General features: G+C 53.8%; 8 protein-coding genes and 1 tRNA gene. 2 read left to right on the top strand and 7 right to left on the bottom strand.

Features of this window, described 5'->3' with window-relative positions; translation table 11 throughout:
• Window positions 1-126: 126 nt before the first annotated feature.
• From ACYVAD_RS03295 to ACYVAD_RS03265, 7 genes are all read right to left on the bottom strand, one after another.
• On the bottom strand, window positions 127-1,485 hold the full coding sequence (locus ACYVAD_RS03295) for a hypothetical protein (RefSeq protein ID WP_461138027.1): 1,359 nt from the start codon (window positions 1,483-1,485) through the stop codon (window positions 127-129).
• 194 nt (window positions 1,486-1,679) lie between these two features.
• A tRNA-Arg gene (locus ACYVAD_RS03290) sits at window positions 1,680-1,751 on the bottom strand.
• Between the two features lie 77 nt (window positions 1,752-1,828).
• Window positions 1,829-2,515 (bottom strand): NUDIX hydrolase, encoded by a 687-nt coding sequence (locus ACYVAD_RS03285; RefSeq protein WP_461138026.1) that lies wholly within the window; start codon window positions 2,513-2,515, stop codon window positions 1,829-1,831.
• A 318-nt stretch (window positions 2,516-2,833) separates the two neighbouring features.
• A complete protein-coding gene (locus ACYVAD_RS03280; RefSeq protein WP_461138025.1) occupies window positions 2,834-5,044 on the bottom strand; it encodes a S9 family peptidase in 2,211 nt (736 codons plus the stop codon).
• An 82-nt stretch (window positions 5,045-5,126) separates the two neighbouring features.
• Window positions 5,127-5,648, bottom strand: a complete 522-nt coding sequence (locus tag ACYVAD_RS03275; RefSeq protein WP_461138024.1) for a DinB family protein — start codon at window positions 5,646-5,648, stop codon at window positions 5,127-5,129.
• Window positions 5,649-5,912: 264 nt separating this feature from the next.
• A complete protein-coding gene (locus ACYVAD_RS03270; RefSeq protein ID WP_461138023.1) occupies window positions 5,913-8,060 on the bottom strand; it encodes a S46 family peptidase in 2,148 nt (715 codons plus the stop codon).
• Window positions 8,061-8,134: 74 nt separating this feature from the next.
• The gene (locus tag ACYVAD_RS03265) at window positions 8,135-9,475 is read right to left on the bottom strand and encodes an NAD(P)/FAD-dependent oxidoreductase (protein ID WP_461138517.1); all 1,341 of its coding nucleotides are present in this window, start codon (window positions 9,473-9,475) and stop codon (window positions 8,135-8,137) included.
• A gap of 224 nt (window positions 9,476-9,699) precedes the next feature.
• Here ACYVAD_RS03265 and ACYVAD_RS03260 point away from each other — a divergent pair, with 224 nt between their 5' ends.
• Both ACYVAD_RS03260 and ACYVAD_RS03255 read left to right on the top strand, forming a co-directional pair.
• Window positions 9,700-12,117, top strand: coding sequence for a TonB-dependent receptor (locus tag ACYVAD_RS03260; RefSeq protein WP_461138022.1), 2,418 nt, complete (start codon window positions 9,700-9,702; stop codon window positions 12,115-12,117).
• Window positions 12,117-13,040 (top strand): DUF4249 domain-containing protein, encoded by a 924-nt coding sequence (locus ACYVAD_RS03255; protein WP_461138021.1) that lies wholly within the window; start codon window positions 12,117-12,119, stop codon window positions 13,038-13,040. The genes ACYVAD_RS03260 and ACYVAD_RS03255 overlap by 1 nt, the downstream gene beginning before the upstream one ends.
• Window positions 13,041-13,075 lie beyond the last annotated feature (35 nt).

Below are 13,075 nucleotides of genomic sequence, written 5' to 3'. Positions count from 1 at the left end.
TGATCCCCTGAACGCGTAGCCAGTGATCGCACCTGGCTATCAGGGTATATTCAATCCAGCCAGGTCAATCCAGACATTTGCTATAACCAGACCATTGGCTTGAGCCAGCTTGGCGTTTTTTCGTCGCTATTTGTCGGGTACGTACCAGAACGGAATTGTTGTTATGTCTTGCGGCTTGGCCAGGGAGTCAGTCCGTAAGCTGATGCGAATCATGTTTTTTCCAGTTCTTAGATTGGAAGGAATCAATACCGTTTTCCAGCCGCGTTGCTGTTGGGTGCCCCGTTGCGCGAATAACAGATCCGGGCGACGATACACGGAATCGTTAACGGCGATCTCCATCATGTTGGTTATTTGTTGATGGCTCCATTGCGCAAATCGACGGCGGGTTTCTGCCCTGGACAGGGTGTCGTTCCAAACGGGTTTTGGGGCCACTTCCCTCAGAAGCGTATCCAGGTCCTTGGGGTAAGCGATGAAAACCTGGATAAATGGGTCACGAATTATATCGGACTGAATGGAGGCCGTTGATACGTATTCTCCGTCGGCTAACTGGTTGTCGTAGGAAGATGGATTGCTAAACAGGCTATCGAGCCGTGCTGAGTATAAATGCCGCTGGTCAAACGAAACGCGTTGGTCAACCCGTGACAAGTTAGACCAAACCTCAACCGCAATAATCACAACAAAGACGAGACAGAAGATCCCAATGGCCCGTATAATTTTTTTGTAGGGTAGATGGCTGTAGAAGGTATTGACAATAAAGTTGAAAGGAACGTGCATACCCCAGAAAGCTACCTTTCCAGCGGCCGTAAGTTTGTAATGCAGTTTCTCTCCGGTTGGGTGCGCTTTAATGGCTGGTAGGCCCAGTATGGTGCTGGTAATGACATAAATGGCGAATAAAGCGTATGAAATAAGTTCAAGCGTATGCCTGATTTCCGCCGGAATCATTGGGCGGAGAATCGAAGAAACCAGCACAACGAGGATATAAGCGCCAGCAACGGCAATCAGGAATATGACAAACAGAAAGGCGACGGCAAAAACAATGTTGCACCGCTGGTCGAGCCGTAGAATGTATCGGTCAAGTGGGCCCATCTCGTCGGCCATTCGTTTTTGTGTGTAAGGGGTCGAGAACGGAATCCGGTCGTAATGAATACCGCTTGGGTAGACGGCGAGCAGCCCGACCAACCCTACCCAGAACGCCCGCATCACAAAGTTGGTCAGGAAGGCCAGAAACAGCACGTAACACATTGCCTTCATCAGGCTGTAAGCCAGCAGGGGCAACGACCCCTGCACACCACCAGCCTTAACAGAAGCGACATTATACTGGAAATAATCGAATGCCTGGTCGAGTAGGTCGGGCAACTGCAAGACGGCAAACAGGGCCGCGCCCGATATGACTAGTTCGAGGTTCCAGCTTTGAGCCGTCAGCTCACGTAATTTTTCTTGTTGATCGGGCGGGAGGGTGGGTTGAACAGGATCTAATTCGGCCATGATGGTCGTGCAGCAAGCGTACGGGAATGTCTGTTAGAGTGGTCGGTGACTACCCGCAAAATAAGTAAAATCCCTCGCAAACCGGCTGGCCTACTATACGCATCGTTGGAAGACTAGAATGTTTCCTGATACCCAACAAATTGATAAACCAAGCAAAAAAGCCTTCGTACATAGTGTACGAAGGCTTTTGCTTGTGCTCCCGAAGGGATTCGAACCCCTATCGTCGGTACCGGAAACCGAAATTCTATCCATTGAACTACGGAAGCATGTCCTTTGGGAGTGCAAAGATAGCAATACGTTACGCTAAAAGGCAATAGGTCGGCTACTATTTTTTGTCATAGGATTATAAGAGCCGCATCGTGTCGTAGTCGTCTACGTGCTTCAGATACAGAAAATGGATCAGTAGGCCGTTGACGTTCGTCACCAGTTTGTGGGCTTCCGGTAGGGTCGTCACGACGGTCGTGATGCGTTCGTGCTCCGATTCACTGCCCATATTCTTGTGGTGAAAGGCCATGATGTCCGCCCGGCTCATTTCCTGCTCCAGGTAGTAGAAGTGCATGGATTCGTCGCTGGTGCCGGTGCTGGGGTACCAGAGCGTAGGGTTGAGTTTGGTCAGCACCGATGGCTCGACAAATAGGCCGATTTCTTCGCCCAGTTCGCGGGCCGCTACGTCGGCTGGATCATCGCTGGCGTCGACCATGCCCGCCGGATGCTCGTACGTGTGCGAACCGTCGGAAATGCGCCGTTGCCGCACCAGCACTACAAATTTCTCTTTGGTTTCCTGCTCGATCAGGCAGACCAGCATCGACACCGCGTGTCCCTTCAGGAAGAGCGCCGGGGGGATCTTATCGCCCTCGGGGGTGTCGGCATCCACTTCGACCATCGCGAAGAGTACTTCGCCGTTGTTCCGGTAGCGAATGTAGAAGTCTTTGATGTCGTTAATTTTCAGGCCATTCGCTTCGGCCTGTGATTTCCAGAATTTGAACTTAGGGGCATCCTGTAATGCCTCGCGTTTTTGCTTATCACTCATGAATTGACTGTATCTGCTTCGTAAAAAGGATTCAAAGGCACGGAGACGGAAGAAGAGAGACGGAAGAGAAAAGAGTGATAATCGAGGCACTCTTATCTTATCTTTTCAGTGTTTTTTGTCATCCCGACGTTAGGACCGGGCCGCCGTTGCGGGGATCTTAATGTTTCTCGACTCTCAGGATAGGATGCTTTAAGATCCCCGCAACGGCGGCCCGGTCCTAACGTTGGGATGACAAAAAGGCACCACTCTTTTCTCTTCCGTCCTACAATCGCTGTGCAATCGCTGCGTTCTCCGTGCCTCTGTGTTGAAAAATAAAGACTACTTCTGCGTTACGCCCTGCGCGTCGGGGCCAACGTAACGTTCGAAGAATTCGTAGATGCGCAGCAGCCGGTCGATTCGCTGGCGAACGTTACCCGTGCGGCTTAGTTCGTGCGTAGCACCCGGCATCCGGACGTATTCGACGGGGCGATTCAGAATTTTCAGGCTCTTGTACATCATCTCACTTTGCGCTACGCCCGTGCGGAGGTCGTTTTCGCCGTGTTTGATCAGCAGGGGCGTTTTGATGTTCTGCACGAAGCTGTAGGGTGAGTTCGCGTCCAGTACCTTGGCATCGGTGTCCCAGGGATACACGAAGTAGTTAGGGACTAGGCGCCAGGCGTTGGCCTCGCCCATGAACGTCGTTAGGTCATAGACACCGCGCTGCGCGAAAGCCGCTTTGAACCGGTTGTCGTGACCCACGATCCAGGCCGTCAGGTAACCCGCATACGAACCACCCGTAATCACCTGCCGACTGGTGTCGACCCAGGCTTCTTTGGCGGCATCCGTAGCGGCTGCCAATACGTCCTCGGCGGGGCCGGTGCCCCAGTCTTTGATGTTGGCCCGCTGGAAGTTGATGCCGTAACCACCCGACCCGCGTGGGTTGGCGTAGACAATGCCGTACCCCTGCGACGCCATGTACTGAAACTCGTGCCACATCGATGCTTCGCCGGGGCCCCACATCGCCGTTGGACCACCGTGCATGTTCAGCAGCAATGGGTGTTTCTTGTTACCGGCCACCGCCGTCGGCTTCATAATCCAGTAATCGACCGTCTGCCCAAGGGAGTTTTTGTACGTCCGTTTCTCCGGAAGGCTGAGCTGCCGTTGAGCGACCCAGTCGTTGTGGCTACTCAGCTTGGTCTGCTCTTTAGCCTGCGCGTTGGCTACGTATAGTTCGGATGGATTCGCGACTTCGGTTTTCGCAAAAACCATCTGATTGCCTACCACGTCGAAAGCCGTTACGCCACTCGTGAAATCCGTGAGCTGGGTCACCTGCCGCGTAGCGGGATCAAGCCGGTACAGCGGCACCCCGCCGTTGGCCGACGCTGTGAAATAGATCGCGTAGGCCGTACCGGCTTTTTTGCCTTTGCCACTAGCCGGCGCGCTGGTCCAGGTCAGGTTGCTGGCGGCCCGGTCGAACGTAACGAGCTGCACGCCCGACGCGCTGGTACCGGTAAACGTAGCGAGACCCATTTGCGCAAAGTTGACGCCCTGCGACGGGCTCACCTGAAACGCCAGTTGTTTACCATCGGGCGAGAGCACGGGTGAACCGTAGCTTTTGCCTTCTTCGGAAAGCACGGTGCTGCGTTTGCCCGATCCGTCGGCGGCAACGAAGATGATCGCATTGTCCTGCTCCCGGTCCGGGTGCTTGAGCGAGTCACGGTCCGTTACGGCCAGCAGTCCTTTGCCGTCGGGGAGCCAGTTTCCGGCCTGGAAGGAAGCAAAGCCACGGGTCAGCGCTTTAGCTTTGGCATCTTCCTGCACATTAATAACGTAAAGGTGGGTGAAATTAGGATCGGGTTCGGTCGTGAACTCACCCTGGAAATTCAGGCGGTTAATGACCTTGGCTTTCTTGTCCTCAACGTCTTTTTGCAGGTACGCGCGGATTTCGGCCAGCGATCCGTCGGGGTTGGCTTTGGTCTTTTTATCCGCCTTAACGAAGTTGTTGTTGGCAAAACCTGGTTTCTCCAGCGACCAGGCCGGACCACCTTTCGATGGGTTCAGGATGGAATCGCTCATCATCTCGGCCATCGTTACGTTCGAGGAGAACGCAATCTGCTTGCCATCCGGCGACCAGACGGGGTTCGACGCGCTGTATTTGCCGTTGGTAAGCTGCCAGGCTTCGCCACCGGTCAGTGGCATGATAAAAATCTGGCTCTTGCCTTTGATCGATCGCACAAAGGCCAACTGCTGCCCATCCGGCGACCAGACCGCCTGTCGGGCTGATTCGGCACCGTGGGTCAGTGCCTTGGCGTCACCCGCTTTCAGGTTGGTGAGGTAGATGTGCGTCCGGTAGTCGTACTCTTCGGGTTTGGCATCGGTATTGGGTTCGATGGTCGTGAGCGTATACACGGCCCGTTTCCCGTCTGGCGACAGCTCAATGCTGCCAACCTGCTTGATGCGGAGCAGATCGGTTACCAGTACCTTTGATTTCGTCTGGGCGTAGCCAAACTGCGTCGCCAGCAGGAGGATGAAGGTAGTTCGTTTTAACATGGCTCTTCAGGTAGATTCCGGCGAACTTACAAAAAAACGGGCTGCGAATTTTGGTTTTCGCAGCCCGTTTGTCGTTGTTTGGTCAGGAGAGAAGCGGAACGTATCGCTCCTGAATGACGGTAACGTGGTGCCTGGCGTGGCCAACCAGCACATAGCCCAGCGCCAATGCAGAAATTGGCTTATCAGATGCCGTTCCCTCCCGGATCAGCATCGTCGCATCCAGAGAGCGGAAAAGCAAAATACTCGAATGCCGAACGGCTGCGTACTCATCGTACAGGTCGGCAACGGATCGCTGACTTGCCAGCGTATTGTCGGCAAAGAACTCCTCCTCGAAACCGGGCAACGGCGTCTTGTCGTTACGGGCAATCCGCAAGGCTCGGTAGCTCATAATCCGCTCGGTGTCGATAATATGCTGTAAAATGTCTTTCACGCTCCATTTGCCGGGCGCGTAACGAAGATCACCAAGGGCTTCCAGCGTTTCTTGCCCAATCAGTTTATCGAACGTAGCGGTCTGGGTCAGCGCATCGAGTACATTGATGTCGTCAACCTGATTGATGTACCGATCGAAAAACGGCGGCATACCGGGTAAGTCAGCTTTTGTCATGGGGTAGGGGAATTAATGGGTGAGGCAAAATAAGGCTTTCTCCCTCAAGGCAATGGTGGACCGCCAAAACGCTACGCTGTGGTTGTTCGGGAGAGGACCACCCCCGGCCCCCTCCTAAAGCAGGACGGGGAGGTTAAAAAGTCGCTTCTGCGCGTCCCCCTCCTGTTTTAGGAGGGGGTAGGGGGTGGTCAGAGCAAACCTTCGCGACAGGGGCCGACTAATGTGAGGTGACCGTTACACTACTTCACTGCCGGAAATCGAAGATTATTTACGTGCAGCACCTGTCTTGTTAGCTGACGTGCCCAGCAGTTCGGTTATCAGTCGGTCGGCCTTGTAGATGTACCGCACGGCGGCAATGATACCACCCGCGTGAACCGATATGCTGCGGTTAGCGTCGGGTACGAAAATAAATTCGCCCGGTAAGCTCTCGATGTTTCCGTCGAACACTAGCCCAACGGCTTCCCGGTTTTTGTTGATCATCGGACTGCCCGAATTGCCGCCAATAATGTCGTTGGTGCTAATGAAACACATGGGTTCTTTCAGCAACGCCAGGGGCGGGTTTTTCCAGCGCTCGGGTAAATTCCAGGGTGCCTTGTCGTTGAACGAGTAGTTACGGTCGTATAATCCGGCGAAGGTTGTCTTGATGGGAGCCACCGTGCCGTTGTAGGCATACCCCTTAACAATACCATCGTTGATACGTAACGAGAAGGTAGCGTCGGGTGGAACCGCCGTGCCGTACACATCATACAGCATTCGTCCCAGTTGACCACGTAACACTTCCTGCTGCTGGGCGATCTGCCGGGCCCGCCGGGCGGCCGCCAGGTAGCGCGGAAACCCGATGCGGGATAGAACAAGCAACGGATCGCTGGACGAGTTGATAGCCCCCGTGCGGACAGCCAGGTCGCTCACAAACGCGGGGTCGTTGAGTTTACTGGTCTTGAGCAGGTAGGCGGCCGCCTGAGCGGGCGTTTGCTGTTTTCCATTTGGTCCCGTCAGGGCCGCTTTTACGTAGGGATCGTCACTGCCCAGGCCGGCCAACGCTTCGGCCAGGTGAGCAGCCAGGTAGCCTTCTTCCAGTTTCATACTAACGACCTTCGGCGTAACGATCAGCGAACGCGCCCGGTCGGCATCCTGCGGGCGCGTGGCGGCCAGCTGACCGTATTGCGTCAGTACGTTGGCGAAGGTAAGCAGCTCGCCCATTGTGCGCTCGCTGGGAGCCAGGTAGTTGGCATCCCGGAACAGGCTACGTAGCTGCGCCGTGTTATTGGCAATGGCGCTCCAGGTATTCAGCTGGTCAGCCGGAAGGTTTTTGGCTTTGGCATCGGCCTGGAATCGCTGCTCAAAGGTGGTTTTACGGGCCATCAACGCCGGATCGCGCAAGCCGGCCAACTGACCATTGTACGCCTTCAGGCTGTTTTCGTAACTGAAAATCTCATTCAGAACGCTGTCGCTTTTCGCCGTTGCGTTATACGCCTGCAACGCTGCCGACCGATTTTTGATCAATTGAATAGTCGCGGGTGTTTGCAGGTCGCGGTCGAACTCCAGCTCGGCAACGGTTTTCAGCCGTTCGGTACGGCCAGGGTTACCGATCACGAAAATTGGTTCATTCTCCCGAATTCCGTCTGGATTGAATTTAAAGAAATGGGTTGTCTGTAACGGTTTTCCGTTGTCGTACACTCGAAAAAACGAGCAATCGAGGGCGTAGCGGGGGTACGTAAAATTGTCGGGATCGCCCCCTAAGAAACCCAGTTGCAGCTCAGGCATAAAGACGAGCCGCACGTCGGTATACCGTTTGAAGCCATACAGGGCGTAGCGGCCACCGTTATAGAACGTAATGGTTTGCAGTTCGAGCCCCTGCCAGTCGGCTTTTGTGCCGTATTCCTGCTTGATGGTCGTAAACACCTGCTCGCGGGCCTCCAGTTGAGCCTGCGCTTCGGTGCCGGCTTTAGCGACAGCTTCCTGCACCTGTTTGGTAACGTCTTCGATTTTGACCAGCTGATCAACGAATAGACCGTCCACCTTGCGCTCTTCCGCCGGGGTTTTGGCGAAGAAACCCGTTGCATTTAAATCCTCGCCTTTGCGCGTTACGGCCGTCCCAGACTCACGCGCGCAGTGGTGATTGGTCATAACCAGACCGTTGGCCGAGACGAACGAGGCCGAGCAGTAGTCGGCAAAGCGCAAAGCTGCCAGCCGCGATTCGTCGAACCATTTCTGGTCAGCGTTGAAGTTGTAGGTTTTCCGGAAAAAGTCTTTCGGTGGATTGTCGAACGTCCACATCTTGCCCAGATCGAGCGGACTTCCTTTGACCGTATCGTTGGTGACGTAAGGCGAGGTTTGGGCGCTGACCGACGACAGCGCGCCCGTTAACAAAAAGCCCAGCAGGAGCGCAGGGCGATAGCGAGGAATGTGCATAGGAATGAAACAAAAAAAGCCCATCGCTGCCAGCAAGGACAACGATGGGCTGGTTACGCCCTATAAAGCTAAATTTAACTCATTTGGTTTTTAACAACGAACTCCTGACCAGCCTTGTCGTCTTTACGTACGTAAGGCCGGATAATGATCCGTGTGCCCCGCTCGTACGTGAACAGGCGGTAGATCCAGTTGCTGAACACGATCAGCTTACTGCGGAAACCAACCAGGTACCAGATGTGAACAAAGAGCCAGGCCATCCAGGCGAAGAATCCACCCAGTGTCAGATTGCCGGGTAAATCAGCTACGGCTTTCATCCGGCCGACAATGGCCAGCGATCCTTTATCGAAATACTCGAATGGCTCGGTTTTTTCATTGCGACGCATCCGGCGAATGTTTTTGGCCAGGTGCTGTGCCTGCTGAATGGCGGGTTGTGCTACGCCAGGGTGTCCTTTCGGGTATTTCTCCAGCTTCATCATGGCAATGTCGCCGATGGCAAACACATCTTCCATTCCCTGAATCCGGCTGATGGGATCGACCAGGATCTTACCCCGTTCAATAGCGGCTTCGGGAATCCCCTCGATCAGCGCACCCGTAACCCCCGCACTCCAGACAAGTGTCTGCGTCTTGATCTGCTCACCCCCCTTGAACGTAACCGTCGTGCCATCGTATGACTCGACCATTGTGTTCAGCTTCACGATGACGCCCAGTCCTTCGAGGTATGACTGAGCTTTCTTGCCTGCTTCGTCCGACATCGGTGGGAGGACTTTGCCCAAGCCCTCAACGAGGTAAATGTTCATCTGGGCAAAATCCAGCCCTGGATAGTCGCTCGGCAGGACGTGTCTTCGCATTTCGGCGAGTGACCCCGCCATTTCAACCCCCGTCGGGCCAGCACCGGCAATAACGAAGTTCAGCAGGCTTTGCCGCTCTTCAGGATCACGCGTAATGTCGGCCTGTTCGAAGCATTGCAGAAACTGACTCCGTACGTCGAGCGCTTCGGGAACCGTTTTCAGCGGGAAGGCGTATTTCTCAATTTCTTTGTTGCCAAAAAAGTTGGATTTAGAGCCACTGGCGATAATCAGGTAATCGTACGTCAGATCGCCGATGAGTGTCGTTACCGTCTTGTTGACTGGGTCAATTTTGTTAACCCGTACCATCCGAAAATGAAAGTCGTCATAGCCGTCGAACATTTTCCGGAATGGCTCCGAAATAGCATCGGGTTCCAGCCCCGCCGTAGCTACCTGATAAAGTAATGGCCAGAAACCGTTGTAATTTTGTTTATCGAACAGGACAACCTGCATGTCCATGTCACGCAGGCTTTTGACCAGGTTCATACCACCAAATCCTCCGCCGATGATGACAACGCGGGGCTTAGTAGTGTCGGGTATGTTCAGTGATAGTTTGTCGTATTGAAGCATGGCAATTTCGTCTGTATTCATGCCAGATATTCTTATAATAGTACTTGGTAACTAGTTGTTTTGTTCCGCATATTCCACAAAAGTGAGCAATTCACCCAGCCAGCCTTTGTTTTGTTATACGAATACTTCTATAAGCGCTGTTAACTAATAAACAAAGTCGTTAGCCCAACAAAATGACCCGGTTACAGTCGTTTTAATCACGCCGTGTCGATTCGCCCTTTAGCATGCCAATACGAATACTTTTTGCGAGTCTGGTTCTGCTCGCTGCGCAGGTGTCCTGGGCGCAGTCTCCTCCCGGCCGAAACACAATCAGCGGTTACGTTCGGGAAGTGGGAAGCCAGGAAGCACTGATTGGGGTCAACGTTTATATTCCGGGCACATCAACGGGGACGTCTACCAATACGTACGGATTTTATTCGCTCACGCTACCCGCCCGCGACAGCGTGCGACTGGCTTTTTCCTTTGTGGGTTACAACACGCGGCAGGAAACGGTGGCGCTCCGGAAAAACGTTAGTCTGAACGTCAGCCTGCAACCGGGTCAGCAGTTGGCCGAGGTCAACGTAGCGGGGCAATCGAGCGACGAGAAAGTCAGTGAAACGGCACAGATGAGCCAGATCGACATTCCGGTAACGCAGATCAAGAAAATTCCGGCTTTCCTCGGCGAAAAAGACGTATTGAAAGTCCTGCAACTGATGCCGGGCGTGCAGAAAGGCTCGGAAGGGCAAACCGGGATTTACGTGCGCGGGGGAGGACCCGACCAGAATCTGATTATTCTGGACGACGCTATCGTTTACAACGCAAACCATTTGTTCGGTTTTTTTTCGGTCTTTAACGGCGATGCCATCAAAAGCGTCGAACTGACTAAAGGCGGTTTCCCCGCGCGGTTCGGCGGTCGGCTTTCATCGGTAATTGAGTTGAACATGAAAGATGGGAACCGCGAAAAACTGCACGGAGAAGGCGGTATCGGGCTTATTTCATCACGGCTGATGCTGGAAGGCCCACTGACCAAAAATCGAAAGGGCTCATTCGTGGTTTCCGGCCGGCGGACGTACCTTGACGCCATCACCGCGCCCATCATCCGGGCGCAGAGCAACGGCGAGACGCAGGCCGGTTACTATTTCTACGACCTGAACGTAAAAGCCAATTATGACCTGAGCCCGAAGGACAAAATCTACCTGAGTGGCTATTTCGGACGGGATCGTTTTTACGCCCGCGATCAGTCGGCCGGGTCCAATGTTGCCCTGGGCTGGGGAAACGCAACTAGCACCTTCCGCTGGAATCACCTGTTCAGCCAGAAACTGTTTTCGAACCTGTCGCTCATTTTTAGTGATTACAAACTTCAGATCTCATCGGATCAACCCAGTACGCAGGCTACGGCTACGGATCAGTTTTCCCTGCGGTATAGTTCGGGAATCCGGGACTTCGCTCTGAAATACGATCTGGATTTTTACCCAGCGCCCCAGCACTCGGTGCGGGCGGGCGTACAAACCATTTATCACCGGTTTACGCCCAGCGCGGTGGTGCTTCAAAACGCGGGTGACGCCGAATTTACGTCAACCGTTGAGGCCATTGACGCCGTTGAGTCTGGTATTTACGTTGAAGACAACTGGCGGCCAACGGATCGGTGGCGGATCAACGGCGGGGTACGATTAAGCCATTTTCAGCAGAAAAACGCTGGTTATCTTCGTCCCGAACCACGCCTGTCGATGGGCTACACGCTACGTCCTAACCTGTCTGTCAAAGCGTCTTATGCCCTGATGAATCAGTACGTACATCTGCTTTCTAATACGGGAATCGGCTTGCCGACGGATCTATGGGTGCCTACCACGGGGCGGGTCCAACCGCAGCAGTCGCAGCAGGTAGCTGCGGGCTTTGCTAAAGACTTCGCTGGCAACAGCGCCCTGACCAAAGGGCTGACGCTGACCATTGAAGGGTACTACAAAACCATGCGGAACATCATCAACTACCGCGAAGGAGCTAGCTTTCTGTTGATTTCGGATCCGACGTCGACAAAGCCGGTAAGCTGGGAAGACAACGTAACAACGGGGCGCGGCTGGTCCTACGGCGCCGAAGTGTTATTGCAGAAGAAAGTAGGCAGACTATCCGGCTGGGCGGGTTACACACTATCCTGGACGCAGTGGCAGTTCGCCGAACTGAACGGGGGACGCCCTTATTTCCCCCGTTACGATCGGCGGCACGATATCTCGCTGGTGGGCATTTACGAGTTGAGTAAGGGAATTACGATTTCGTCGACCTGGGTATACGGTACCGGGCAGGCGCTGACGGTACCGGTTGGGCTATATGATACGTATCAGCCGGGTGGAACGCCCCTTGGTACAAGCAGCGGTCTGATTCAGCGATTGTTGCAGCGCAATCGTCAGGTGCAGGACTACGGCATCGAAAAAAACAGTTTTCGGGCGGAAGCCTATCACCGAATGGATTTGAGCCTGCAATTTCATAAACAGAAAAAACGCCACGAACGCACCTGGGAGGTAAGTGTCTACAATCTGTACAATCGCCGGAACCCGTTTTTCTATCAGCTCGAATCGATCAGTCAGACGGGGAAAGCTCCGCGAACGGCCTTGTACCGGTATTCCGTTTTCCCGATTGTTCCTTCTGTCAGCTATAACTTTACCTTTTGATGAAACAACAACAGAGCTGGTGGCTGATCGGTTGCTTATGCCTGCTAATGGGGTGCGGCAGTCTGCGCACGGAGGTTAATCCGGAGTTCCTGAATCGGGAAACCGGTAAGCTCGTTATTACAGGGTTCCTATCCCCCCAGGATACCGTGTTAGCCGTAAAAGTATCCCGTTCCCGAACCGTACTAGGCGATAGTGTTGACACCGGAACGACGATGAACATCCCGAACGCCGTAGTGACCATTCAGGAGGGCGATCGGATGGTTGCATTGAACAACAAAAACAACACCGCAGACTACTACGGTATCGAAGCCCGGTATCTACCCATAATCGCCGGACGCACCTACAAGCTTATCATCCAGACGCCCGGTGGCGAACGGGCAGAGAGCAGCTGTACCATTCCATCGCCGGTTCGACTAGATGGCATCGTGTTCGATTCAGCAATCGTTAATCAATTTTTCAATCAGCAGAAGCGGTATTTCGTCCGTTCGTACTGGACCGACCAGCCACGTCAGGCGAATTATTACCAGGTAACGGGATTGTTCCAATTCATCAATGCGGATTCTGCCGGTCGACGTGAGTACCGTAATATTCGCTTTGACTCCTCGAACGGTAGCCTGATGACTGATGAAAGTCAGGACGGTAGCCAACTTTTTTCCGAACGTGCGTACGTTAGCCGAATTGACGTGAGTAGTCCGGCGGCCCAGCGCAGTTTCCCAAGCCGGTTTCGGGATGCGATGGTCACGATAAACTTGTTGAACATCGAAAAAACGTATTATCAGTACCAGATGTCCGCTGGCTTGCAGGCGCAGTCCTCGGGAAATCCGTTTGCGGAGCCTGTACTGATTCCGTCTAACATACAGGGCGGACTGGGGTGTTTTGCTGGCTATAACCGCTCTACCATGCGGCTACGGTTAAGCCGATAGAGCTACATCAATAGGCATCCCCCAAACGTAAGGCC

This window comes from Spirosoma pomorum (assembly GCF_054776615.1).
Note: the sequence above shows the minus strand (reverse complement) of the source record. Positions and strands in the feature narration are given on the sequence as shown.

Coding starts and splice junctions, on each gene's coding strand:
- ACYVAD_RS03265 (WP_461138517.1), bottom strand. CDS start 9,475: ATGCTTCAATACGACAAACTATCACTGAACATACCCGACACTACTAAG.
- ACYVAD_RS03255 (WP_461138021.1), top strand. CDS start 12,117: ATGAAACAACAACAGAGCTGGTGGCTGATCGGTTGCTTATGCCTGCTA.
- ACYVAD_RS03275 (WP_461138024.1), bottom strand. CDS start 5,648: ATGACAAAAGCTGACTTACCCGGTATGCCGCCGTTTTTCGATCGGTAC.
- ACYVAD_RS03260 (WP_461138022.1), top strand. CDS start 9,700: ATGCCAATACGAATACTTTTTGCGAGTCTGGTTCTGCTCGCTGCGCAG.
- ACYVAD_RS03270 (WP_461138023.1), bottom strand. CDS start 8,060: ATGCACATTCCTCGCTATCGCCCTGCGCTCCTGCTGGGCTTTTTGTTA.
- ACYVAD_RS03285 (WP_461138026.1), bottom strand. CDS start 2,515: ATGAGTGATAAGCAAAAACGCGAGGCATTACAGGATGCCCCTAAGTTC.
- ACYVAD_RS03280 (WP_461138025.1), bottom strand. CDS start 5,044: ATGTTAAAACGAACTACCTTCATCCTCCTGCTGGCGACGCAGTTTGGC.
- ACYVAD_RS03295 (WP_461138027.1), bottom strand. CDS start 1,485: ATGGCCGAATTAGATCCTGTTCAACCCACCCTCCCGCCCGATCAACAA.